The organism is Marinobacter sp. LV10MA510-1 (genome assembly GCF_002563885.1).
Lineage (GTDB): Bacteria > Pseudomonadota > Gammaproteobacteria > Pseudomonadales > Oleiphilaceae > Marinobacter.
Genome location: NZ_PDJA01000001.1, coordinates 189389 through 212888 on the forward strand (window position 1 = coordinate 189389; position 23500 = coordinate 212888).

Sequence of the window (23500 nt, forward strand, 5' to 3'; positions counted from 1 at the left end):
TCACGGCCAGGTTTCCGGCACAACAAACACCCGGTCTGCTTCCAGCCAGTTTCCCGTTTGGTGATCTGGCCGCATTATGGCGAACAGCTGCGGAATCACTTTGCTTTCCACACGTTCCAGCGCTTCCAGAACATGTTCGATATCCGGCTGTTCGCTTTGAAACCAGTTGCCAATCCAGTGAGGTTTGTTGAGTACAACCCAATGTGATGTGTTCAGGGCTCTTGCGTCATGGGCGTACATCCAGCGCCCGCGCAAATGGTCGGCTGGAACATAATCCGGCGTTACCACGGGCTGGTCGTCTGGGTAGAAAAGATACCCCGGCATAAATATTCGCGGAGTCAGTGGGCCTGTTATATGAGATTCTGTGAGCAGGGCAAGAGTTTCCGGTAGCTGTGTGCGGCGGCTCTGTTGTTCCAGCAGGCTGGTTGTTTTTATGTCCAGCCGGTCATGAGCATTGGGGCCGTACCAGAGCGTTGAGCCGGTGAGTTCTGAAACGCCGAGATAAAACTTGATAGCGATCTCGTGGTGCTCAATGCGGTCGTCTGCGTGGTTGTGCACCACGAAATCCAGTTCGCCAATGGTGCGCCCGCGTGACTGGATCTGCTGGTTTTTTAGCAGGACGGGCCAGCCGAGCAAGTCTTCCAGCAAAACCTGATACAGCCGCTCGAAATAGAAGCCTAATCTGCGCTGTGGTGGTTCAAGCAGCATGGGTGGTGCAGTTTCTGTTTCCTGATCCCAGGCTTTAAGAATATCGGTATAGTCCGAGGGCAGATACTGTGCCGGTGCAAAGGTGATTGGTGAACTCATCAGTTGTGGGGTTTGGCATAGCCATGCGAGATGCCTGATTGCCGGCGTTCGGTAAGTGTTGATTAAATGAGAGACGAGGTTTGCATCCATTCGCCCAGAATACCGTAAACTGTTTATTAATAAAGGTGCGAGTGTTCTGCGGGGCGGCCGCCGAACCGAGAAGACTTGCTGCATTAAGCAATAGAAAAGAACGGGAGAAAGTATGCAATACCTTCACACGATGATCCGGGTGAGCAATCTGGATGACACCCTGCATTTTTTCTGTGACTTGCTGGGAATGAAAGAGGTCAGTCGAAAAGACAGCGAAAAAGGCCGTTTCACCCTGGTATTTCTTGCCGCGCGAGACGACGAAGATCGAGTGAAAGCCGATCGCGCACCGTCGTTGGAGCTGACCTATAATTGGGACCCGGAAGAGTACAGCGGCGGCCGAAACTTCGGTCATCTGGCCTATCGGGTCGACGACATTTATCAGTTGTGCGAGCACCTGCAAGCAGGTGGCGTCACCATTAATCGCCCGCCCCGTGACGGCTATATGGCGTTCGTGCGCTCGCCCGACGGTATTTCTATTGAGCTGCTGCAGAAGGGTGAGGCGCTTGCACCTCGTGAGCCTTGGGCCAGTATGGAAAACAGCGGCAGCTGGTAAGGGGCACAATAATCAGCGCGGGAATGGACTCCTGCGCTTGGCATACAAGGAGAGTAAGAATGGACGATTGGCAAGGATGCCTGGCACCGCAGTGCCAGAATGCGCTGGCAAATGCTCGTGTGCTGGTATTACAGCGCGGCGGAGCGGCGATTACCGTTGAAGATTTTTTGCTGGCTCTGCTCGACAGTTGCCACACCCTCAGCCATTTTTTGACAACCTGCAGCATCGACCTCGACGAGTTGACGCGCACGGTGCAGTGCGAACAGCCGATTGTTACCGGGGTGTCTGTGGAAGGTTTGCTGTCTAGCCAGTTGGTGCACTGGTTTGCCAGAGCGCGCGAGTTGAACGACGCGCCCTGGTTAGACTGGCCGGTGCTGCTGCAAACCCTTACCCACAAAACAGAACGCTTGCAGGAAAAAGCGTACGTTGCGGTGTTGGAACGGGTGTCAGCCTGGCCAGCCGGCGTTGACGAGCTGACGATGAAGGCAGCGTCTAACGCCGGCGGTGTGCCCACGATGATGGCGCAGGTGGACTGGATTGAGCTTGCGCATACCGTAGCGGTAGAAGTCAGCACAAACCCTGCAACATTGTTGTGGGTGAAAGGCCCTCGGGGCGGTGGTAAAACCCGCTGGCTGGAAAGTGTATTGCCATTGCTGGGTATCGATTACAAGCGACTGAATTTGCGCTGCGAGTCAGACGTGCTGACGGTTGCCGAAGGCGCCCGGCACAGGCTGCGCTCACTTCAACACTCTGGAGGGTGGCCTCTGTTGGTGATGGATGGCCTAGCGCCGCAGGATCTTTTGCGGCTGGTGGGCCGGCCTGGCAGTGCGGTGGGCGATGTGCTGGCTGCCTGGGGCGGGCCTATGCTGCTGCTGGCTGATGAGCGCATGAAAGCCACGGTGCAGCATGTTGATCAACTACAGCTGTGCCTGGGTCGCTCGCTGACCAGCGTGATGCTGCCGCCCTGTGGCGCCGGCCAGCTCCACGCTATTGTGGTGGCCCATCAGCCGGCGATAGAGCGCCAGTGGAATATAGAGCTGGAGCCGGCGGCGATTGATTTCGCTGTCGCACAGCGTCACCGCTTTGAGTGCTGCCCGGGCAAGCTACTGATGTGGTTGGAGCGTGCGGCTGCACGCTTGAATCTGTTTGCCTTGCGTGGCAGCAGCGAGGCTTCGGCTCTGGCGGCGCAAATCCAGACTCTGGAGTGTCAGCGCCTGGTGGCCCATGCGCGGCAGAGCAGTATTGGCGAGCCGGATCTGGCGTTGGAAAAGCTGGTTTGGCAACAACAGGTCGCAGCAGGCGAGTGGCACCAGCGTGATGCGCGCGGAAGCTTGCGAAAGCTGGGCGTTGCTGATTTGCAGGCCGAGCTGAAATGTTGGCTTGCAGCGAATTCAGCGGGCGTTCACACTGTTCATCATTAGACGCAACGATGCAGGTGTTGAACCCTTGTCATCACTTCTAAAATTGTTGGGAGATTGTTTGGGTGCAGGATTTGGAAATTTATATACGCGACCTTGAAGCTGGGGCGGTATCGCGCTGGTTGTCTGATCAATTAGGCCAGGTGTCGCTGGATGACGAAGTCATAACCGGCTTTGTGAAAGGTCACGCCAGTTACAATGGCAACCCGTTGTCGTTGTCGCTTTATCCGGGTGCTTTTGGCAAACGTTTCACGTGTCTGGTGATGGAGGGACCACTGCTGCCCTGGAACAGCGATCTGGATTGCGCTCGAAGTGCCTGGCGCGCCATCGGTGGCGAGCTACGTTGCAGCCCGGGCAATTGGGCCGAAGGAGACGACGCCACTGAAGAAAGATGGTGGCGAATTGATGAGCGTGGTGAGCATCAGGCCATATGGAATTAACTGAGAGCGGAATTAATAGAAGAGCGGAATTAATAACATTATCAAACTAAAAAAGGGATGGAGCTTGTGGCTCCATCCCTTTTTTTCTAACAGCGAATGAAAACCTGGTGTGGGTTAGTCGCTGAGAATTGACACGTTATCGGCCTGCAGGCCCTTGTCGGCGTCAATCACGCTGAAGCGCACAAGTTGACCTTGGCGCAAAACGCGGCGACCACTGCCACGAATAGCGCGGAAGTGAACAAAGATTTCATCACCGCTGTCGCGAACAATAAAGCCAAAGCCTTTTTTCACGTTGAACCATTTAACGGTGCCTTCTTCGTCGCCCTCTGGAGTGCTGTCGTCGAAGTCGTCATCGTCGTCGTGGTGCATGTTACCGTTTTTTTGAGCCGGTACAGGGGCACGACGAGGCGCAGCAGGTGCGCGAGGCTGGGCGGCTTTAGCGGGCGCAGCTTTCGGTTGTTTGGCGCTGACCGCAACGGTGATAAAACCGGCAATGGCAAATATCACCACGGCAATCACGTAAGCGGCGATACCCTGGGCGCTGCCCAGAACGAAGGGGGTGCTGTTGGCCACGGAACTGGTTTCAGACTGGGAAAGAATCTGGAACAGCTCCGGGGTAAAGGAAGCCAGCAAAAAACCGAGAACAAAGGGAGCGGGAATCGCGATCAATAAAGCAGCAACGATCGCTTTGGCTGGATTACGCATGTGAATTGAAAATCTCCTGAATGATAACGCTAACGATAAATAACCGGATATGGGGTAAAATGACACTTCCGGCTGCATGAAGGCGGCATCTTAACAGATAACGGCAGGAACTCACTAAAACCATGACGGATAAACCACTTGAACACCGGCTTGACGAGCTGGAAATGCGGATTGCGTTTCAGGACGACGTAATAAACACGCTGAGCGAGCAGATGGCGACTCAGGAGCTGGAGCTGCGTCAGCTGTGGGAAGCCAAGCAGTTACTGCATAGGCAGTTGAAAGAAGTGTCTGGTTCTAACCTTCGCAGTGAAGAGGAAGAAACCCCACCGCCCCATTATTGAGGCAGCAGAGCGCTAACGCTTTACATGGCCCGTGTATGAGCCAGGCAAGGTACGTTTCAGGCCAAAAGCTCCACCAGAATTTCTTCGTAAATCTGCGATAAGGTGTCCAGGTCGTCTGCGCTGACGCATTCATTCACTTTATGAATGGTAGCGTTTATGGGCCCCAGTTCCACTACCTGAGCACCCGTAGGCGCGATAAAGCGACCGTCGGACGTGCCCCCAGATGTAGACAGTTCGGTTTCACGGCCGCAGACCCTTTCAATGGCCGTTTTTGACGCCGACACCAGCGCGCCTCTGTCGGTCAGGAACGGTCGGCCACTCAAATGCCACTGCAGGTCGTAATTCAGCGAGTGTCGCCGCAATACCGCCACTACCCGCTCGGCCAGACTTTCGGCGGTGTTTTCGGTGCAGTAGCGAAAATTGAAGTGCACCAGGCATTCGCCGGGAATGATATTACTGCCGGTGCCGGCCTCCACCTTGGTAATCTGGAAGGTGGTAGGCGGGAAATGATCGTTGCCGTTGTCCCAGAATTCCTGCGCCAGATCGTGCAGCGCCGGTGCTACTTTATGTATCGGGTTTTCGGCCAGGTGCGGATAAGCCACGTGGCCTTGCACGCCGTGAACCGTCAGGTAGCCGTGCAGTGAGCCGCGGCGGCCATTTTTGATCACATCACCCACCTCAACCGTGCTGGACGGCTCGCCGATCAGGCACCAGTCGATCTTCTCGTTGCGGGCTTCCAGCGTTTTAATCACTTTTACTGTGCCATCGCCGGCGGGGCCTTCTTCGTCGCTGGTAATCAGCAACGCAATGGAACCGCGGTGGTTCGGGTGCTTGCCCACAAAGCGCTCGCAGGCGGTAACAAAAGCCGCAAGGCTGCCTTTCATATCAGCGGCGCCGCGGCCGTGCAGCATGCCGTCTTTTATAACCGCCTCAAACGGGGGGGTTGCCCAGTTTTTCTCCGGGCCCGTGGGTACGACGTCGGTGTGCCCGGCGAAGGCCAGAACCGGCCCTTCCAAACCCTTTCGAGCCCACAGATTGTCTGTGGTGCCAAAGCGCAGGTTTTCTTCAGCAAAGCCCAGAGGCGCAAGGCGCGACATCATCAGTGGCTGGCAGCCGGCGTCGTCGGGCGTCACCGACCGCCGGCGAATTAGATTCATCGCCAGCTCGATGGTCGGTGACAGGGCCTTATTTGGTAAAGCAGTCATAAAAGCCCCGATCAGTTGTTGGCGTGCAGTTCGTGGTTCAGCTCGATGGCCGACTTGTTAGTTTTGCATTCCACTGCACCGTTTTCACTGTTACGACGGAACAGCAGGTCTGACTTGTTGGCCAGATCGCGGGCTTTGATGACTTCCACCAGTTTGCCTGCGTCGTCTAGCAGTGCCACTTTGGTGCCGGACGTCAGGTACAGGCCGGCTTCTATGGTGCAGCGGTCGCCCAGGGGAATACCAATACCGGCGTTGGCGCCAATCAGGCAGTTTTCACCCACTGAAATAATGATGTTGCCGCCGCCAGACAAGGTTCCCATGGTGGAACAGCCGCCGCCCAGGTCAGAGCCTTTGCCAACCATCACGCCGGCTGAAATACGGCCCTCGATCATGCTGGTGCCTTCAGTGCCGGCGTTGAAGTTGATAAAGCCTTCGTGCATCACTGTGGTGCCTTCGCCTACATAGGCGCCCAGGCGAACCCGTGCAGTATCGGCAATGCGCACGCCCTGAGGCACCACGTAGTCGGTCATCTGCGGGAATTTGTCTACCGATTTCACTTCCAGAGTGCGGCCTTCAAGGCGCGCTTGCAGCTGGCGCTCAGGAAGCTCGGCCAGGTCAATGGCGCCTTCGTTGGTCCAGGCCAGATTTGGCAGCAGGCCAAATATGCCGTCTAGTTTCAGGCTGTGGGGCTTTGTCAGGCGGTGGGATATCAGCTGCAGCTTAAGGTAAACCTCGGGCGTGCTGCTGGCGGCATCGTCGGTTTCCAGTAAGGTGACGACAACCGGGCGTTCGCTGCGGGCGGCTTTTTCGGCTAGCGCGGCCTGATCGGTCTGGCCGATTTGACGCAGGCCGCTTGCCAGCTGGCTAAGTTGCTCGGCGTTGGCGCTGATGGCCTGATTGCCGCCTTGAAAGTCCAGAGCGCTGCGAACCACGTCTAGCAGCGTTTTATCGGGGATCATCAAAGGCTGTTGATAAAAAACTTCCAGCCATTCGCCCTGATTGTTCTGTGTGCCAATACCAATACCGAATGCAAAGCTCATTAGACGCGTGTTCCTGTTTGTTATCAGTGAATCGTGTTGTCAGTGAATTATGTTTTGCGATGTCAGGCCAATGTCATTGCTTAAAGCGCGCTGCCCAGTCATCGGCATTAAAACCGACCGTCACCGCGCCCTGAAACTCCACCACGGGCCGTTTGATGATGGAAGGGTTGTCCAACATGACGCGGCGGGCAGAAGCGGCATCAATATTCTCGCGAATGTCTTCTGGCAGTTTGCGCCAAGTAGTGCCGCGGCGGTTTAGCAGGGTCTCCCAGCCGGCCGAATGCTCCCAGGTGGCGAGCAGTTCGCTGCTCAATCCGTCTTTTTTGAAATCATGAAATTGATATTCAATGCCGTTCTCGCCTAGCCATTTTCGGGCTTTTTTCACCGTGTCGCAGTTGCGAATGCCGTACAGTTTTATCACGAATTTGCCCTTACGAACGCTACGATGCGCTCCGCTGCTTCAACGCATTCTTGTAATGGCGCGACGAGCGCCATACGTATGCGGTTTTCACCCGGATTATAGCCATCCACTGTGCGCGACAGGTAGCGCCCTGGTAGCACGTGCACATTCTGTTGGGCCGAAAGCTCACGGGCGAAAAGTTCGTCATTCATTCCCGCCGGAGTTTGTGGCCATAAATAGAACCCGGCGTCTGGAAAATCGACGTCCATCACTTGGCGCAAAAGTGGCACTACGGCTTCAAATTTGGCGCGGTAAGCGCGACGGTTTTCTTTTACGTGTTCTTCGTCGCCCCAGGCGGCAATGCTGGCCAGTTGGTTGTGGATGGGCATGGCGCAGCCGTGGTAGGTACGGTATTTCAAAAAGCCTTCAAGAATGTGCGCATCACCGGCCACAAAACCAGAGCGCAGGCCTGGCAGATTGCTGCGTTTAGACAGGCTATGAAATACCACGCAGCGGGCAAAATCGTTGCGGCCAATGGCTGCGCAGGTTTGCAATAAGCCTTCAGGCGGGTTGGCTTCATCCGGGTAGAGCTCGGTATAACATTCATCGGACGCTACAATAAAGTCGTGCTCATCTGCCAATTCAAGCACCCGTGCCAGGGTGGCGCGCGGAATCACTGACCCGCTGGGGTTGCCCGGCGAGCATAAAAACAAAACCTGGCACTGCTGCCAGACCTGCGGGTCAATCGCATTAAAATCCGGGATGAAGCTATTGCTGCCGTCGCAGGCCAGGTAAACCGGTGTGGCATCGGCCAGGAAAGCCGCGCCTTCATAGACCTGATAAAACGGATTGGGGCTGACCACGGTGGCAGCCTTACTACGGTCGACCACCGCCTGCACCAGCGAGAAAATGCCTTCACGGGTGCCGTTCACCGGCACTATGTTGTGGGCTGCGGTTAGCGAACCCGGTGCCAGTGTAAAGCGCTTTGTGGCCCACTGGCTGATGGCTTCGCGCAGCTCGTCCGTGCCTTTTGTGGTGGGGTAGTTGCCCAGCCGGGCCAGATTGTCTGCTACTACCTGCTTTACAAACTCCGGGGCCGGGTGTTTGGGCTCACCAATGCCGAGGGAGATGGGCGCCAGGTGTGCGGGCCCGGTTACGCCGGCTTTCAGCTGTGCCAGTTTTTCAAACGGGTAGGGGTGAAGTCGGTCTAAATCGGGGTTCATCGAATGTTATCCAAAGTTTTACACAAGTCGTCCTGCAAGGCCTGGCAGGCAGCGGGGTCGAATAGCGCGTCACCGTTTTCGTCGGTCACAAAGAATACGTCTTCTACCCGTTCGCCTAAAGTGGCAATTTTTGCGGTTGTCAGGCGTACCCGGTGTTCCAAAAGAATCTGACCGATACGAGCCAGCAGGCCGGGGCGGTCGGGGGTGACCACTTCCACCACGGTGCGCAGGTTAAAGCGGTCGTTAGACAGCAGTACCTCGGTAGGAAAAGCAAAGTGCTTCAACTGCCTTGGCGTGCGCCTGTGGATAATGTCCGGGTAGTCCTCGGGGTCGTCCAGTTCTTCAATCAGCCGCCTTCTTACCCGTTCTTTGCGATCCGGATCTATGCCCAAGGGTTGGCCGTGGTCGTCCAGTACCACGTAGGAGCTGATAGACCGAGGCCCGTCACTAGAGCTAATACGGGCATCCACAATGTTCAGATTTAACTGCTCCAGCACCGCCGTTGTGGCGGCAAACGAAGCGGTGCGGTTTTTCATATAAATGATAATCTGTGAATAACCGTCAGTCGGGCCACCGCGGGTATCACGAATAAGCACCAGCGGGTCGGCATCATCCCCGTGGCGGATAATGGCCGCGGTTTGCCAGGCGATGTCGATGGTGGAGTCCTGAAGAAAATAATCTTCGTCCACCGTGTTCCATAGGTTATCAATCTGGGCGTCGCTGAAATGCTGGGCGCGTAAAATCTCGCGGGCCTCGGATTGCGTAGCGTTTACCCACTCCTGGCGATCTATGCGGGTGTCGGTGCCGCGGCGCAGGGCTCTTTCAGTTTCGACATACAGCTGCCTTAACAGCGATGCACGCCAGGTGTTCCAAAGTTTCGGATTGGTGGCGCTGATGTCGCACACGGTCAGAATGTACAGGTAATCCAGGTGCGCCTGACTCAGCACGGCGCGGGCGAATTCGTGGATGATGTCCGGGTCGGAAATGTCTTTGCGCTGGGCCGTCATGGACATCAGCAGATGATTTTCCACCAGCCAGGACGCCAGCTGGGTGTCGCGATCGCTCAGGTGGTGGCGCTTGCAGAAGGCTTCGGCGTCAATCGCGCCCAGCTCTGAATGATCGCCACCGCGGCCTTTGGCCACATCGTGATAGAGCCCGGCAATAAACAGGGTCTCCAATTTTGGCAAGCGATGAATCAGCCTTGAGGCCAGAGGGTAGTCTTCACTACTGGCGGCGTTGTGCAGGCGCACCATGTTGCGGATAACGCCCATGGTATGCGCGTCTACTGTGTAAATATGGAACAGGTCGTGCTGCATCTGCCCTATAATGCGGCCAAATTCCGGCAGATAGTGGCCTAGAACGCTGTATTTCTTCATGGTAACCAGAGTCTGGTCGAGCTTGTCTGGCGTGCGCAGCAGCTCCATAAACAGCGAGGTCACCGCCAGGTCCGAGCGGAAGGCGTCGTCAATCAGGTGGCGGTGAGCCCGCAGTGAACGAATGGTGGTGGCGCGAATGCCGCGAATGGCCGGATTCTGCGCCATCAGCACAAACAGTTCCATAATCGCGAAGGGCGCGTAGGCGAATACCTGGTTGTTGATGGCTTCAATGTAGTGATTGCGAGTCTGGAAGCGCTTGTTGATGGGCTGGATAATATCTTCCTGCCCGCTGCCCAGAATGGCCTCGTCATAATGTTGCAGAATCACGTCGGTTAGCTCGGCCAGAGCCAGCACTGCGCGATAGTAGGACTGCATCATCATTTCAACGCCCAGGCGCCCACCTTCATCCTGATAGCCCAGCATGCTGGCCAGGCCGCGCTGGTGATCAAAGAGCAGACGGTTTTCATTGCGCTTAGCCAACAGCTGCAGCCCGTATCGCAACTGCCACAGCAGGGTTTCACCCTTGCGCAGGACCTGGTACTCGTCGTCGGTCAATACGCTGAACTGGGTCAGGTCAGCAGTGCTGTGCAAACCGAAATGACGTTTGGTAATCCAGCCAATGGTCTGGATGTCGCGCAACGCGCCGGGGGCGCCTTTAATATTGGGTTCCAGATTGTATTCGGTGTTGCTGTACTTGGTGTGGCGCTCTTCCTGTTCGGCACGCTTGGCAATGAAATACTCGCGGTCGGTGCTTATTTCATCCGAGAACGCCAGCTCTGACAGCTCCCTGCGTAAATCGTCTGGCCCGGCGATGGTGCGGGTTTCCAGCAGGTTGGTCAGAATGGTGATGTCGCCCCGAGCGGCATCTGTGCTTTCGTTAATGCTGCGCACGCTGTGGCCAATATCCAGCTTCAAGTCCCACAACAGGGTAATGAACGCGCCAAGGTCGTCGCGCCATTGGGGGTCGGTACCCGTGCGGGTCAGAATCAGCAGGTCAATATCGGAATAGGGGTGCAGCTCGCCGCGGCCGTAACCGCCTACGGCAATCAGCGCCACGTTGTTGGATTGCGCTAATGGATAGCGATTCCAGATATGGCGCAATACCGTATCGACCGTGTCAGAGCGCGCTTTTACCAGCGCTCGAACATCTGCGCCCTGTTCAAAAGCGGCTGCGTCTGCCTGCTGTCGCTCCTGTAACAGCGTGCGGGCGGCGGAAACCGGTGAAGCGTCATGGCTAATGCGGTGTTCCAGCTCGCCCGGTGCCATTTAGAGCGACTCTTCTTTGCGTTTGGTCAACACTTCATGACCGTCAGCAGTCACCAGAATGGTGTGTTCCCACTGCGCTGACAGCTTGCGGTCTTTGGTAACCGCAGTCCATTCGTCTGGCAGCAGTTTGGTGTGGTACTTGCCCTGATTGATCATCGGCTCGATGGTGAAAATCATTCCTTCCTTGAGTTCCAGACCAGTGCCGGGTTTGCCGTAATGCATTACCTGGGGCTCTTCATGAAACACCTGGCCAATGCCGTGGCCACAATAGTCGCGCACCACCGAAAACCGGTGCTTTTCAGCGTGCTGCTGGATTACGTGGCCGATATCGCCCAGGCGGGCCCCGGGCTTAACCAGGTCTATACCTTTATACAGGCATTCCTGGGTAATCTGGATTAGCCGCTCGGTACCGGGCTTGGGTTTGCCCACCGCCCACATCTTGCTGGTGTCGCCGTGGTAGCCATCTTTTATGACGGTGATATCAATATTGATGATGTCGCCGTCTTTCAGCACTTTCTGCTCGGTGGGAATGCCGTGGCAAACCACGTGGTTTACCGAGGTGCAAATGGATTTTGGAAAGCCATTGTAGTTCAGCGGCGCAGGGATAGCCTGCTGCTCGTTCACAATGAAGTCGTGGCAGAGCCGGTTCAGATGTTCGGTGGTCACGCCGGGTTTGACGTGCTCGTCGATCATCTCCAGAACTTCCGCGGCCAGCCGTCCGGCTACGCGCATTTTTGCTATGTCTTCCGGGGTCTTGATGGTGACCTGCATCAGCTTTCCTATTAAAAGAAATGAATCGAGCGTCTATTTTAAGGCCCATGGCCATAAGGTACAACTTCAGAGGACAAGCAGCTCCGGTACAAAACTAATGGCATTACGCACCATAAATATGATATAAACGCGACCGCTGGAAACAAATCCAGCAAATTCACACACGGGTCGACACGTTGCTCCAGGGTGCCTGCGGTTGTTGAAAATCGCACATAGGTTGGTGCAATCGGATTCGTGGAGGTCTAACCCGAAGTTACAAGGTAACTATAATGGCTCAAGTACATATGCGTGACCTGCTTAAAGCAGGTGCTCACTTTGGACACCAGACTCGCTACTGGAACCCAAAAATGTCGAAGTACATCTTCGGCGCCCGTAACAAGATTCACATCATCAACCTGGAACAGACCGTTCCAGCTATGAACGATGCTCTTAAATTCGTTGCGCAGCTAACCGAGAACAAGAACAAGATTCTGTTCGTAGGTACCAAGCGCGCCGCTGCGAAAATCATTAAAGAAGAAGCAGAGCGTTCAGGTCAGCCTTTTGTGAACCACCGCTGGTTGGGCGGCATGCTGACCAACTACAAAACCATTCGTCAGTCGATTCACCGCTACCGTGAACTGCAAGGCCATAGCAAAGACGGTACTTTCGACAAGCTGACCAAGAAAGAAGCACTTGAGCGCAGCCGCGAAATGGACAAGCTTGAGCGTTCCATTGGCGGTATCAAGGATATGGGCGGCCTGCCCGATGCCTTGTTCGTGATAGACGTTGACCACGAGCGTATTGCTATTAAAGAAGCCAACAAGTTGGGCATTCCTGTTATTGGTGTGGTTGACACCAACAGTAACCCTGACGGCGTTGACTACGTCATTCCGGGTAACGATGACGCTATCCGTGCTATCCAGATTTACGTGAAAGCGGTTGCTGACACCTGCCTGGAATCGGCCAACGCTGGCGCAGACGAGTTTGTTGAAGTTAGCGAAGAAGCTCCAAGCGCAGCGCCTGCTGCAGAATAAGGCTTTAGAGAGAAGCTTGAGAGCAACGCTAGATTTGCTCTGAGATTCAAAGCGTGCCCGGACAGGTTCCGGGCAGGTTTTCCTACCGAATTCGGAAATATTAAGAGGACCCAACATGGCTGCTATTACCGCTGCAATGGTCAAAGAGCTGCGTGAGCGCACCGGCCTTGGCATGATGGAATGCAAAAAAGCTTTGGTTGAATCGGAAGGCAGTGTAGACGCCGCGATTGAAGAGCTGCGCAAATCATCTGGCCTGAAGGCTGCTAAAAAAGCCGGCCGTACCGCCGCTGAAGGCGTTTCACTGATCAAGATTTCAGACGACCACACCGTGGGCCTGATTCTGGAAGTGAACTCCGAAACCGATTTTGTTGCTCGTGATGATAACTTCATCAACTTTGCCAACGAGGTGCTAGACGTTGCGTTCGCCAAGAACGAAACCGACGTTGCTCTGTTGATGGCGGGCGATCTGGAAGCCAAGCGTGAAGCGCTGGTCCAGAAAATCGGCGAGAACATCAGCGTACGTCGTATTGTGCGCATTGAAGGCGCGGTTGTGGGCGGCTACGTTCACAGCACCAACAAGATTGCTGCCGTGGTTGCTTTGACCGCAGGTGACGCAGAGCTGGCCCGTGATATCGCCATGCACGTTGCTGCGGTAAACCCGCGCATCGCCAAGCCTGAAGATATGCCGGCTGAAGAGCTGGAGCAAGAAAAGGCGATCATCAAGGCGCAGCCGGATATGGCAGGCAAGCCGGCTGAAATCGTTGAAAAAATGATGGGCGGTCGCATCAAGAAATACTTGGCTGAAAACAGCCTGATCGAACAGCCGTTCGTTAAAAACCCGGAGCAAACCGTGGGCCAGCTGGTTGCAGCGGCCGGTGGCGAGCTGATTGGTTTCCTTCGCGTTGAAGTAGGCGAAGGCATCGAGCGGGAAGAAGTCGACTTTGCTGCCGAGGTTGCTGCTGCATCCGGTATCAACAAAGGCTGATTTCAGCTTCTGAAGCTGCCTGATTGATCGGCGGCTTCGTTCAAGTCTGCCACGTTAGCCGGTTTTCCGGCTCTCGTGGCGGGCTTGTATCTGAGATGCCCCTTTTTTGCCGAGGGTTATGTCAAATACAAGCCTGCCGCATCGCGCCGCCGCTTTGCGCCGCAGCCAATAGACCAGAAGGGGATCCGCATGTCGACAACGTCCAAAACTCAGCCCAGATACAAGCGTATCCTGCTAAAGCTCAGCGGTGAGGCCCTGATGGGTGATCTTGGTTTTGGTATTGACCCCAAAGTTCTGGACCGCATGGCGCTGGAAATTGGTGCGCTGATCGGTATTGGTGTGCAGGTTGGCCTGGTGATTGGTGGCGGTAACCTGTTCCGCGGCGAAGCCCTGAGCGCGGCCGGCATGGACCGCGTTAGCGGCGACCATATGGGCATGCTGGCCACCGTAATGAACGGCCTGGCCATGCGTGACGCTCTGGAGCGTTCCAACATCCGCACCCGTGTGATGTCTGCCATTCCCATGAGTGGTATTGTGGAACATTACGATCGCCGCAGCGCCGTGCGCGATCTGAAAGACGGCGACGTGGTTATTTTCTGTGCGGGTACCGGTAACCCCTTTTTTACCACCGATTCTGCGGCCTGTCTGCGCGGTATCGAAATTGAAGCCGACGCGGTACTTAAGGGCACCAAGGTAGACGGCGTGTATTCAGCCGATCCCTACCTGGACAGCACAGCGGTAAAATACGATTCCCTGACCTATGATGAAGTACTGGATAAAAAACTGGGCGTGATGGACCTGACGGCCATCTGCCTGGCCCGCGACCACGGCATGCCGCTGCGGGTATTTGATATGAATAGCCCCGGGGTTCTGACCCGCATCGTGACGGGCGAAAAAGTCGGTACTCTTATTGAATAGCCGATTGACCGATCGATTAGATAGTTGATTGAATAATCCGGCAGGGTCCGGTTTTACGAACAAATTGAGGATTGGCAAGTGATAAACGAGATCAAAACGGAAGCTGAAACTAAAATGACCAAGAGTATTGAAGCTCTGGCGTCAGCGTTTAACAAAATCCGAACCGGCCGTGCGCATCCTTCCATTCTGGATAGCGTGATGGTGAATTATTACGGCCAGGAAACGCCGTTGAGGCAGGTAGCCTCGGTAAACGTGGAAGACAGCCGTACATTGACGGTGTCACCTTGGGAAAAAAACCTGGTTCCGCAGATTGAAAAGGCCATCATGACCTCCGACCTGGGACTTAATCCGTCTACCAGCGGTGACCTTATTCGGTTGCCTATGCCGATGCTGACCGAAGAAACCCGTAAAAACATGGTCAAGCAGGCTCGAGCTGACGCCGAACACGGCCGGGTTTCAGTCCGCAACGCCCGTCGCGATGCCAACAGCACGTTAAAAGAGCTGCTGAAAGACAAAGACATCAGCGAAGACGACGAGCGCCGTGGTGAGGAGGAAGTGCAAAAGCTGACTGACCGCTTTATAGCGGAAGTCGAAAAGTTATTGAAAGCCAAAGAAGAGGATTTGATGGCGGTTTGATGCCGGCATTTTGAGCATACAACACTCACGGCTGCCATAAGGCGCGGCGGCCGCACAGGGGATGTTATGACCGCAACTGTTTCCGCAGCAATTCCGGAATCGGCACCAAGCCGGCCGAAACATGTTGCCGTTATCATGGACGGTAACAATCGTTGGGCCAAGGCCCGGCGTCTTAAAGGCGTGGCCGGTCACAAGGCCGGTGTGGATGCCGTTCGCGCTGTGGTAGAAACCTGTGCCCGCGAGGGTGTAAAGGTAGTTACCCTGTTTGCGTTTTCCAGTGAAAACTGGCGCCGCCCACAAGACGAAGTCTCTGCATTGATGAAGCTGTTTGTGTTCGCACTGGAGCGCGAAGTGCGCAAACTGCATCGCAACAATATTTGCCTTCGCCTGATTGGTGAACGCTCGGCTTTCAGCCCCCTGTTACAAGACTTGATGGCGAAAGCCGAAACACTCACCGCCAACAACACGGCGATGACCCTGGTGATCGCCGCCAATTACGGCGGCCAGTGGGACATTACCGAAGCCACCCGAAAAATTGCTGCAAAAGTCGCTAGCGGCCAGTTGCTGCCATCGGACATTACCGAAGACCTGATTCAAAGCCACCTGAGCCTGGGTGATTTGCCCATGCCAGACCTGATGATTCGTACCGCCGGCGAACAGCGCATCAGCAATTTTATGTTGTGGCACCTGGCGTATACGGAATTTTATTTCTCGCCGGTGTTTTGGCCGGACTTCAAGCAACCGCAGATGCAGGAAGCGTTGGCCGCTTATGCCGCAAGGCAAAGACGTTTTGGCCAGACGGATGACCAGGTCGCGGCCCGATCGTCGCTCTGATAACACAACAAGAGCAGGTTCACTGTGCTTAAAACCCGGATAATTACTGCGCTGATTCTGGCGCCCATTGCTATTGGTGGCGTTTTTTTCCTGCCGCCTGTGGGTTTTGCAATTTTTACCGCCGCATTGATTGCTTTGGGAGCCTGGGAATGGGCCAATATGGCGGGGCTGACAACGCAGCCCACCCGTGTTTGCTACAGCGCGGCTGTATTGCTGGTATTGGCGGCTTTATACGCGATAACAGCGCAGGGTGTGCTCTGGTTAGCGTTGTTTTGGTGGCTGGCCGGCTTTGGGCTGGTGGCTTATTATCCAAAAGGTTCTGCCCGTTGGGGCTCGGTTCCGGCACGAGCGGCCATGGGCTTGTTGGTGTTGGTGCCCGCCTGGGTTGGTTTGAATTATTTGCGCAGCGGAGAGTTCAAATTTGCGCTGACCGATAACAACCTGTTGTTGATTCTGTATGTGTTTGCGCTGGTGTGGGTAGCCGATATCGGCGCTTATTTTTCTGGTCGGAAATTTGGCAAGGCCAAGCTAGCGCCGCGGGTCAGTCCGGGTAAGTCCTGGGCCGGCGTGTGGGGCGGTTTGACGGCGGTTGCGGTTTTTTCATTGGTGGTTGGCCAGACACTTGGCGCCGGGGCTGGGCAAACCGTTGCCCTGATTATTATTTCCGTGGTTACCGCCGCGGTGTCGGTGCTTGGCGACTTGTTCGAGAGCATGTTTAAGCGCTTTCGCGGCATTAAAGACAGCAGTCGGCTGCTGCCTGGGCACGGCGGTATTATGGACCGTATAGACAGTCTGACCGCGGCCATACCGATATTTACTCTGCTCGTTATTCAACTTGGTTGGCTAAATGTTGGGCCCTTATCTTGATGCAACGCCGCTACCTATCTGTGCTGGGAGCCACCGGCTCTATTGGTTTGAGTACGCTGGATGTGGTGCGTCGTCACCCTCAGCGTTTTTCAGTTTACGCTCTGACGGCCTGTTCAAGTGTTGAGTCGATGGCGGCTTTATGCCGCGAGTTTGAACCGGCCATTGCCGTAATGGCCGATGGGGTGGCGGCTGAAAAGCTGCGTGAAGCATTGCGTGACTTGCCGAATATTCAAGTGTTGGCCGGTGAGGCTGGTCTGAGTGAAGCGGCGACAAACCCGGCGGTTGATACGGTGATGGCGGCCATTGTGGGTGCGGCGGGTTTGCCGTCAACTCTGGCCGCAGTGCGCGCTGGGAAGCGGGTTTTACTGGCGAACAAAGAAGCGCTAGTCATGTCCGGGCGTCTGTTCATGGACGCTGTGGACGAGTCGGGCGCGGAATTGCTGCCCATTGACTCCGAGCACAACGCCATCTTCCAGTGCATGCCGGCGGGCCGTATTCGCCAGCCCGATGCCGCAGGGATTACCCGTATTTTGCTGACCGCTTCGGGCGGGCCTTTCCGCGAAATGCCAGCCGCAGATATGGCACAGGTAACGCCTGACCAGGCCTGTGCTCACCCCAATTGGTCCATGGGTAGAAAAATTTCTGTTGACTCTGCCACCCTCATGAATAAGGGGCTGGAGCTGATCGAGGCTTGCTGGTTGTTCAATATCTCGCCGGAAAAAATTGAAGTACACGTTCATCCGGAGAGTATCATCCACTCTATGGTGGAATACGCTGACGGCTCTGTGCTGGCGCAGATGGGCAGTCCGGACATGCGCACGCCGATAGCCAACGGCCTGGCCTGGCCAGAGCGTATCGAAGCTGGCGTAGCACCGTTAGACCTGTTTGCGATTGGCCGATTTCACTTCGAGCGTCCGGATACCGAGCGCTTTCCGTGTTTGCGCTTGGCCGCAGAAGCCTTTAAAACGGGTGGTACCGCACCGGCAGTGCTCAACGCCGCCAACGAGGTCGCGGTGGAAGCTTTTTTGCGGGGCAGGGTTCGCTTTACTGACATCCCCGTTATTATAGACCAAACCCTGGCCGCTGTTGCTGCCGTTCCGGCAGACAGTTTTGACATTATTTTTAGCAAAGATTCTGAAGCGCGGCAGTTTGCCAGCGCCCGGGTGGCTGAGCTGGCATGCTGAAGTCAGAGTCGTGTTTTTGCTGTCGCTGCGGCAGTCATTATTCCAAGAGGCGCTATGCAGATCATTGAGACCATTCTTTCGCTGGCGTTAACGCTGGGCATTCTGGTGACCATTCATGAATACGGGCATTTCTGGGTAGCCCGCCGTTTTGGCGTAAAGGTCCTACGCTTTTCGGTCGGTTTCGGTAAACCTATATGGTCCTGGTATGACCGCCACGGCACTGAGTTTGCTGTGGCTGCGATTCCATTGGGTGGCTATGTAAAAATGCTGGACGCCCGTGAGGGGACGGTGCCGCCGGAGCTGAGCGATCAGGCGTTTACCTCGAAGTCGCCGTATCAGCGCATTGCCATAGCGGCGGCCGGACCCGCGGCCAACTTTATATTCGCCATTGCTGCCTATTGGCTGCTGGCGGTGGTCGGCGTGACCACGGTTGCGCCTATTATCGGCTCGGTAGCACCGGGCTCGGTGGCCGAACGTGTCGGCCTTGCGCCTGGTATGGAATTGACGGAAGTTGACGGTCACGGTGTCAGCTCTTGGCGCAGCGTTAACATGCGCCTGCTGGAGCGTGCCGGCGAACATGGTACAGTGACCTTCGCCGTAACCAGCGGCCAGGGCCAGGGCTTATTTCAGGGCGAGCTGGGCGGATGGAAGCTGAGCACCGATACGCCCGATCCGCTCAGCGAATTTGGTATTGTGCCCGATCGCCCGGCTATACCGCCGGTGTTGGGGATGATCTCCGCAGATGGCCGCGCCAGCGCTGCCGGACTTCAACCGGGCGACCGAATAATCGCGGTAGATGGCGAGCCGATTGAGAACTGGTTTGGCCTGGTTGAGCGCGTTCGACAATCGCCAGAGCAAAGCCTGGTGCTGCGTTTTGAACGCGAAGGCGCCGAGCGCGAGCTGAGTATTGTTCCAGCGGCAAAAACTACAGACGATGGTGAAATAATTGGCTTGATTGGGGCCGGTGTGCAGGTGCCGGAATGGCCGGAAGGCAGCCTGCGCGAAATCAGTTATGGCCCGCTGGCGGCATTTCCGATTGCGGTTGAAGAAACCTGGGCCGATACTCGCTTGACGCTGGTGGCCATCAAAAAAATGCTGACCGGATTGTTGTCGCCCAGCAATCTGAGTGGGCCCATTACCATTGCCCGTGTTGCCGAAGCCAGCGTGAGTTCCGGATTTGAAGACTTTGTGCGGTTTCTGGCCTACCTGAGTGTCAGCCTTGGTGTGCTGAATCTGCTGCCGGTGCCGGTACTTGATGGGGGCCATATTTTGTACTACACAATCGAGGCGATCCGTCGTAAGCCGGTGTCTGAGCAAATACAGGCCGTTGGATTAAGAATTGGTATGGCTTTGATACTGACTTTAATGGTGTTTGCTCTTTACAACGACCTTATGCGGTTGTGAGAATTGCGGCTCCTTAGCGCATTAACCAGGCGAAATATTTGAATGAGACTTACTCTTCTAGGTTTAGCCGTTGGCTTGACAGTGGCCACACTCGGTATAAAGCCCGCGCTTGCGGACACATTCACGGTATCTGACATTGAAGTGGAAGGCCTTCAGCGCGTATCTGCGGGTACGGTTTTTGGTTCCTTCCCGATCAATATTGGCGAACAGGTTGACGGCACCGAACTGGCAGCGGCCATAAAATCGCTGTTCGGCACCGGTCTGTTCACCGATATCCAGGCAAGCCGCGATTCCGGTGCACTGATTTTGACTGTGCGCGAGCGCCCGTCGATCAGCGCTATCAACATTGACGGCAACAAGAATATAGAAACCGATATTCTTACAGGCGCGCTTTCGGGCGCAGGCCTCGAAGAAGGCCAGGTATTCCGCCGTGCAACACTCGAACGGCTAGAGCTGGAAATTCTGCGCTCTTACATTGGTCAGGGCCGGTACAACGCCCGTGTGAAAGCAACGGCCAATGAGCTACCCAGTAACCGTGTTGACGTCAGTCTGGATATCAACGAGGGCAGTGTTGCCGCGATTCATCACATTAATCTGGTCGGCAACCAGGAGTTTAGCGATGAAGAGCTAAAAGACTTGCTTGAGCTGCAAAGCACTGGCTGGTGGAACTCCCTCACTAACTCTGATAAATACGCCCGTGAGCGTTTGAGTGGCGATCTGGAAACCCTGCGCTCTTTTTACCTGGACCGTGGTTACCTCGATTTCAACGTCGAGTCCAGCCAAGTGTCCATATCGCCAGACAAACAAAAGGTGTTCATCGTTATCGCACTGAACGAAGGCCGCCAGTACACGCTGTCTGACATTCGCCTGCGGGGCAACCTTATTGTGCCGGAGCAGGAATTGCGTGATCTGATCCCGGTAACAGTGGGTGACGTGTTTTCACGGGCCCAGATGACCGCTATTTCCGAAAGTTTGTCATTCCGCCTGGGTCGCGAAGGTTACGCGTTTGCCGATGTGAACGCGGTGCCTGAAACGTCCGAAGACGGCACTGCAGCGGTGACCTTCTTTGTTGAGCCGGGCAAGCGCGCCTACGTGCGCCGGGTAAATTTCTCTGGCAACGTGTCCACTCGCGACGATGTGCTGCGCCAGGAAATGACCCAGATGGAAGGGGGCATTGCTTCTTCTGACCGGATTGAATACTCCAAAGTCCAGCTTGAGCGCCTGGGCTTTTTTAAAGGCGTGAATGTGGAGACCGTGCCGGTACCCGGCACAGATGATCTGGTCGATGTAAACTACAGCGTTGAAGAGCAGCCCACCGGCAGCCTGTCCGCCTCTGTTGGCTTCTCTCAGGATTCTGGCATTATCCTTGGCGCCAGCGTGTCTGAAAATAACTTTTTCGGAACCGGTAAGCGAGTATCGTTTGGGGTGAACTTCAGCGACTCTGTCAAGAGCGCCAACGTGTCTTACCTCGATCCGTACTACACCGTTGACGGTGTCAGCCGCGGTTTCAGTGTGTTTGCCCGTGAAACGGACTACGAAGAAGAAGATATCTCATCTTACTTGCTGGATGAGTATGGTACGCGCGTCACCTTCGGCTACCCCATTGATAACATTACGCGCTTGAACTTCGGCGCCGGTTACACCCTGTCAAAAGTGAAAGAAGGCATCTTCAGCGCCCAGGAAGTGAGCGATTTTATTGACGAAGAGGGTGACGCCTTCAATAACTTTTTCCTTTTTGGCAGCTGGCGCCAAAGCACCCTGAACCGCGGTATTCTTCCTTCGGACGGCTATAGCCAGTCGTTGTCGCTGGACGTCGCGGTGCCGGGTAGTGATCTGACCTTCTATAAGGTTGGGCACAAAACCGACTTCTACTTCCCGTTGACTGACTCCCAGAATTGGGTTCTGCGCACCCGCACCGAAATCGGTTACGGTGACGGCTATGGCGATCGAACGGTCATGCCGTTTTACGAGCATTATTATTCCGGTGGTTTCGGTTCGGTTCGCGGTTTCCGCGCCAACTCGCTTGGGCCCCGCGAAACGCCCCGCGGAACGTCCAATGGGGGTCTCCGAGATTTTTCTGATCCCGATCCGTTCGGTGGTAACCTGCTGACTGAGGCTGGCGTAGAGTTGATACTGCCGACGCCTTTTGCTGGTGATACCCGGTCTATGCGTACCTCGATATTTCTTGATGGTGGGCAGGTATTTGATACCGACCGCGATTTTGGTCCGGAATTGGGTGAAGTGCGCTTTTCTGCGGGTATTGGCTTCCAGTGGATTACTGCGGTGGGTCCTTTGGCGTTCAGCCTGGCTAAACCGTTGAACGACAAACCCGGCGACGATACCCAAGTGTTCCAGTTCTCACTGGGCCAGACTTTCTAGCGCCAGACGTTCTAGCGTGTTTTCACACAAGATTTACCACAAAACTGCAACAAGGAGAAAATCGATGTCCCGCATAACCCTGATTGTGGCTGCGGCCATAATGGCACTGTCGTTTCCCGCCATGGCTGAAACTCGTATTGGTGTGGTAGACCTGCGACAGGCCTTGTTTGCTTCAAGCAGCGCAAAAACCTTTAGCGAAAAATTGCAGCAGGATTTCGCCGGCGACGAAGTGGCGGTTCGTGAAGCGCAGGAAAAGGCGCGGGCGATGCAGGACCGCCTGCAAAAAGACGGCGCCATGATGAACGACAGTGAGCGGGATAAGCTGGCCGGCGAATTTCAACAGACCGTGCAACAGTTCAATGCCTTGAAGCAACGCCTGGATACCACCGTGTCACAGCGCAAGCAGGCGTTTCTTGAAGCGGCCCGCCCGCAGGTGGATGTCGCGGTAAAAGAACTGCTGGACGAAAACGACCTTGACCTGATTTTACCGAGCGAAGCGGTGGTTTACGTGATACCGGATCTGAACTTGACCGAGAAGCTCCTGGAGAAACTGAACCGTTAAGTCGGGTTGCTATGAACCCTTACCTTGAAGGCGTAGTGCCGGGAGACCTGCGATGACAGCACCGTCTTATCTGCTGGGTGATATCGCCCGCGAGCTGGGCGCAGACCTGAGGGGTGATCCGCAACAGCGCATCACCGGATTGGCCACCTTGCAGTGCGCAGGCCCCGAGCAAATCAGTTTCCTGGCGAACCCGTCTTACGGCAAACACGTTGCCACCAGCCAGGCTGGTGCCATTATTGTTTCGCCTGAATTTGCGGCGTTGGCCACCTGCAGCGCGCTAGTGATGGATAATCCCTATCTGGGCTACGCCCGTTTGAGCCATTGGTTTGATACTGCGCCGAAAGCGCCCACCGGCGTTCATCCCAGCGCGGTGATTGACCCTTCCGCCGGCATAGGGGTCGGGGCCAGTATTGGTGCTCAAGTAGTTATTGAAGCGGATGTAGACATTGGCGAAGGCGTGGTTGTTGGCCACGGCTGCGTGATTGGCGCCCGCACCCGTATTGGGCGCGACAGCCTTCTGCGACCTCGGGTGACTTTGGCTCACGACGTGGTTATAGGGCAGCGTTGCCACATTCTCAGCGGCGCGGTGATTGGTTCGGACGGCTTCGGTTTTGCCAACGAGCGGGGTGTTTGGCACCGCATTGCACAGATTGGCCGGGTAGTTCTGGGTAATGATGTAGAAGTGGGCGCTAACACCACCATTGACCGCGGAGCGCTGGACGACACGGTGATTGGCGATGGCGTAAAACTTGATAACCTGATCCAGATCGCCCACAACGTTCACATAGGCGATCACAGCGCGATGGCCGCTAAAGTGGGTATTTCCGGCAGCACCCGCATTGGCAGCCACTGCGTATTCGGCGGTGCGGCCGGCGTAGCCGGACATCTGACCATCAGCGATGGCGTGCAGCTCACGGGTATGACACTGGTCACCGGTGACATCAGCGAACCTGGCGTGTATTCGTCTGGAACCAGCGCAGAAACCAACCGGCAATGGCGCAAAAACGCAGTGCGTTTCCGTCAGCTGGACGCCATGGCCAGACGGCTAAAAGAATTGGAAAAGAAATCAGAGGGCTGAGGCCG

General features: G+C 55.6%; 23 protein-coding genes. 15 read left to right on the forward strand and 8 right to left on the reverse strand.

From position 1 onward, the window contains the following. Entirely contained in the window at positions 1-897 is an 897-nt protein-coding gene (locus ATI45_RS00885) for a DUF1853 family protein (protein ID WP_098417873.1), read from the reverse strand. Between the two features lie 112 nt (positions 898-1009). Between ATI45_RS00885 and ATI45_RS00890 the strand changes: the two genes are divergently transcribed. From ATI45_RS00890 to ATI45_RS00900, 3 genes are all read left to right on the forward strand, one after another. Further along, complete coding sequence (locus ATI45_RS00890; protein WP_098417874.1) at positions 1010-1450, forward strand: VOC family protein; 441 nt, start codon at positions 1010-1012, stop codon at positions 1448-1450. 59 nt (positions 1451-1509) lie between these two features. Beyond that, positions 1510-2871: a hypothetical protein gene (locus tag ATI45_RS00895; protein WP_098417875.1), complete on the forward strand. Its 1362-nt coding sequence runs from the start codon at positions 1510-1512 to the stop codon at positions 2869-2871. A 62-nt stretch (positions 2872-2933) separates the two neighbouring features. Beyond that, on the forward strand, positions 2934-3308 hold the full coding sequence (locus tag ATI45_RS00900) for a hypothetical protein (RefSeq protein ID WP_098417876.1): 375 nt from the start codon (positions 2934-2936) through the stop codon (positions 3306-3308). Positions 3309-3422: 114 nt separating this feature from the next. Here ATI45_RS00900 and ATI45_RS23110 read toward each other — a convergent pair whose 3' ends face one another. Then, positions 3423-4013, reverse strand: coding sequence for a cold-shock protein (locus tag ATI45_RS23110; RefSeq protein WP_098417877.1), 591 nt, complete (start codon positions 4011-4013; stop codon positions 3423-3425). 122 nt (positions 4014-4135) lie between these two features. Here ATI45_RS23110 and ATI45_RS00910 point away from each other — a divergent pair, with 122 nt between their 5' ends. Further along, entirely contained in the window at positions 4136-4354 is a 219-nt protein-coding gene (locus tag ATI45_RS00910) for a SlyX family protein (RefSeq protein WP_098417878.1), read from the forward strand. A 56-nt stretch (positions 4355-4410) separates the two neighbouring features. Here ATI45_RS00910 and dapE read toward each other — a convergent pair whose 3' ends face one another. The 6 genes from dapE to map all read right to left on the reverse strand — a co-directional run bounded on the left by dapE (position 4411) and on the right by map (position 11635). Continuing rightward, complete coding sequence (gene dapE, locus ATI45_RS00915) at positions 4411-5559, reverse strand: succinyl-diaminopimelate desuccinylase (RefSeq protein WP_098417879.1); 1149 nt, start codon at positions 5557-5559, stop codon at positions 4411-4413. An 11-nt stretch (positions 5560-5570) separates the two neighbouring features. Then, positions 5571-6599 (reverse strand): 2,3,4,5-tetrahydropyridine-2,6-dicarboxylate N-succinyltransferase, encoded by a 1029-nt coding sequence (gene dapD, locus ATI45_RS00920; RefSeq protein WP_098417880.1) that lies wholly within the window; start codon positions 6597-6599, stop codon positions 5571-5573. Positions 6600-6672: 73 nt separating this feature from the next. Continuing rightward, a complete protein-coding gene (locus tag ATI45_RS00925) occupies positions 6673-7017 on the reverse strand; it encodes an ArsC family reductase (RefSeq protein WP_098421603.1) in 345 nt (114 codons plus the stop codon). Continuing rightward, positions 7017-8222 carry a succinyldiaminopimelate transaminase gene (gene dapC, locus ATI45_RS00930; RefSeq protein WP_098417881.1) on the reverse strand — a complete coding sequence of 402 codons (1206 nt, stop codon included), beginning with the start codon at positions 8220-8222 and terminating at the stop codon, positions 7017-7019. The genes ATI45_RS00925 and dapC overlap by 1 nt, the downstream gene beginning before the upstream one ends. Further along, complete coding sequence (locus tag ATI45_RS00935) at positions 8219-10864, reverse strand: [protein-PII] uridylyltransferase (RefSeq protein ID WP_098417882.1); 2646 nt, start codon at positions 10862-10864, stop codon at positions 8219-8221. Before ATI45_RS00935 ends, dapC begins: the two co-directional genes overlap by 4 nt. Next, on the reverse strand, positions 10865-11635 hold the full coding sequence (gene map, locus ATI45_RS00940) for a type I methionyl aminopeptidase (RefSeq protein WP_098417883.1): 771 nt from the start codon (positions 11633-11635) through the stop codon (positions 10865-10867). A gap of 269 nt (positions 11636-11904) precedes the next feature. On the opposite strand from map, the gene rpsB reads away from it, so the two are divergent. From rpsB to lpxD, 11 genes are all read left to right on the forward strand, one after another. Further along, positions 11905-12648: a 30S ribosomal protein S2 gene (gene rpsB / locus ATI45_RS00945; protein WP_098417884.1), complete on the forward strand. Its 744-nt coding sequence runs from the start codon at positions 11905-11907 to the stop codon at positions 12646-12648. Between the two features lie 115 nt (positions 12649-12763). After that, a complete protein-coding gene (gene tsf / locus ATI45_RS00950) occupies positions 12764-13633 on the forward strand; it encodes a translation elongation factor Ts (RefSeq protein WP_098417885.1) in 870 nt (289 codons plus the stop codon). A 189-nt stretch (positions 13634-13822) separates the two neighbouring features. Continuing rightward, a complete protein-coding gene (gene pyrH, locus ATI45_RS00955) occupies positions 13823-14551 on the forward strand; it encodes a UMP kinase (RefSeq protein WP_098417886.1) in 729 nt (242 codons plus the stop codon). Positions 14552-14629: 78 nt separating this feature from the next. Beyond that, the gene (gene frr, locus ATI45_RS00960; protein ID WP_018404396.1) at positions 14630-15187 is read left to right on the forward strand and encodes a ribosome recycling factor; all 558 of its coding nucleotides are present in this window, start codon (positions 14630-14632) and stop codon (positions 15185-15187) included. 66 nt (positions 15188-15253) lie between these two features. Then, a complete protein-coding gene (gene uppS, locus ATI45_RS00965) occupies positions 15254-16021 on the forward strand; it encodes a polyprenyl diphosphate synthase (RefSeq protein WP_098417887.1) in 768 nt (255 codons plus the stop codon). A gap of 24 nt (positions 16022-16045) precedes the next feature. Next, positions 16046-16888 carry a phosphatidate cytidylyltransferase gene (locus tag ATI45_RS00970; RefSeq protein WP_098417888.1) on the forward strand — a complete coding sequence of 281 codons (843 nt, stop codon included), beginning with the start codon at positions 16046-16048 and terminating at the stop codon, positions 16886-16888. After that, the gene (gene ispC / locus ATI45_RS00975) at positions 16888-18072 is read left to right on the forward strand and encodes a 1-deoxy-D-xylulose-5-phosphate reductoisomerase (RefSeq protein ID WP_098417889.1); all 1185 of its coding nucleotides are present in this window, start codon (positions 16888-16890) and stop codon (positions 18070-18072) included. The genes ATI45_RS00970 and ispC overlap by 1 nt, the downstream gene beginning before the upstream one ends. 54 nt (positions 18073-18126) lie before the next feature. Continuing rightward, entirely contained in the window at positions 18127-19476 is a 1350-nt protein-coding gene (rseP, locus tag ATI45_RS00980; protein ID WP_098417890.1) for an RIP metalloprotease RseP, read from the forward strand. A 42-nt stretch (positions 19477-19518) separates the two neighbouring features. Then, complete coding sequence (bamA, locus tag ATI45_RS00985) at positions 19519-21855, forward strand: outer membrane protein assembly factor BamA (protein ID WP_098417891.1); 2337 nt, start codon at positions 19519-19521, stop codon at positions 21853-21855. A gap of 64 nt (positions 21856-21919) precedes the next feature. Then, positions 21920-22417, forward strand: a complete 498-nt coding sequence (locus ATI45_RS00990) for an OmpH family outer membrane protein (protein ID WP_098417892.1) — start codon at positions 21920-21922, stop codon at positions 22415-22417. A 52-nt stretch (positions 22418-22469) separates the two neighbouring features. After that, positions 22470-23495: a UDP-3-O-(3-hydroxymyristoyl)glucosamine N-acyltransferase gene (gene lpxD / locus ATI45_RS00995; RefSeq protein WP_098417893.1), complete on the forward strand. Its 1026-nt coding sequence runs from the start codon at positions 22470-22472 to the stop codon at positions 23493-23495. Positions 23496-23500: the final 5 nt, after the last annotated feature.

Coding starts and splice junctions, on each gene's coding strand:
- ATI45_RS00885 (WP_098417873.1), bottom strand. CDS start 897: ATGGATGCAAACCTCGTCTCTCATTTAATCAACACTTACCGAACGCCG.
- ATI45_RS00890 (WP_098417874.1), top strand. CDS start 1,010: ATGCAATACCTTCACACGATGATCCGGGTGAGCAATCTGGATGACACC.
- ATI45_RS00895 (WP_098417875.1), top strand. CDS start 1,510: ATGGACGATTGGCAAGGATGCCTGGCACCGCAGTGCCAGAATGCGCTG.
- ATI45_RS23110 (WP_098417877.1), bottom strand. CDS start 4,013: ATGCGTAATCCAGCCAAAGCGATCGTTGCTGCTTTATTGATCGCGATT.
- ATI45_RS00910 (WP_098417878.1), top strand. CDS start 4,136: ATGACGGATAAACCACTTGAACACCGGCTTGACGAGCTGGAAATGCGG.
- dapE (WP_098417879.1), bottom strand. CDS start 5,559: ATGACTGCTTTACCAAATAAGGCCCTGTCACCGACCATCGAGCTGGCG.
- dapD (WP_098417880.1), bottom strand. CDS start 6,599: ATGAGCTTTGCATTCGGTATTGGTATTGGCACACAGAACAATCAGGGC.
- dapC (WP_098417881.1), bottom strand. CDS start 8,222: ATGAACCCCGATTTAGACCGACTTCACCCCTACCCGTTTGAAAAACTG.
- ATI45_RS00935 (WP_098417882.1), bottom strand. CDS start 10,864: ATGGCACCGGGCGAGCTGGAACACCGCATTAGCCATGACGCTTCACCG.
- map (WP_098417883.1), bottom strand. CDS start 11,635: ATGCAGGTCACCATCAAGACCCCGGAAGACATAGCAAAAATGCGCGTA.
- rpsB (WP_098417884.1), top strand. CDS start 11,905: ATGGCTCAAGTACATATGCGTGACCTGCTTAAAGCAGGTGCTCACTTT.
- tsf (WP_098417885.1), top strand. CDS start 12,764: ATGGCTGCTATTACCGCTGCAATGGTCAAAGAGCTGCGTGAGCGCACC.
- pyrH (WP_098417886.1), top strand. CDS start 13,823: ATGTCGACAACGTCCAAAACTCAGCCCAGATACAAGCGTATCCTGCTA.
- uppS (WP_098417887.1), top strand. CDS start 15,254: ATGACCGCAACTGTTTCCGCAGCAATTCCGGAATCGGCACCAAGCCGG.
- ispC (WP_098417889.1), top strand. CDS start 16,888: ATGCAACGCCGCTACCTATCTGTGCTGGGAGCCACCGGCTCTATTGGT.
- rseP (WP_098417890.1), top strand. CDS start 18,127: ATGCAGATCATTGAGACCATTCTTTCGCTGGCGTTAACGCTGGGCATT.
- bamA (WP_098417891.1), top strand. CDS start 19,519: ATGAGACTTACTCTTCTAGGTTTAGCCGTTGGCTTGACAGTGGCCACA.
- ATI45_RS00990 (WP_098417892.1), top strand. CDS start 21,920: ATGTCCCGCATAACCCTGATTGTGGCTGCGGCCATAATGGCACTGTCG.
- lpxD (WP_098417893.1), top strand. CDS start 22,470: ATGACAGCACCGTCTTATCTGCTGGGTGATATCGCCCGCGAGCTGGGC.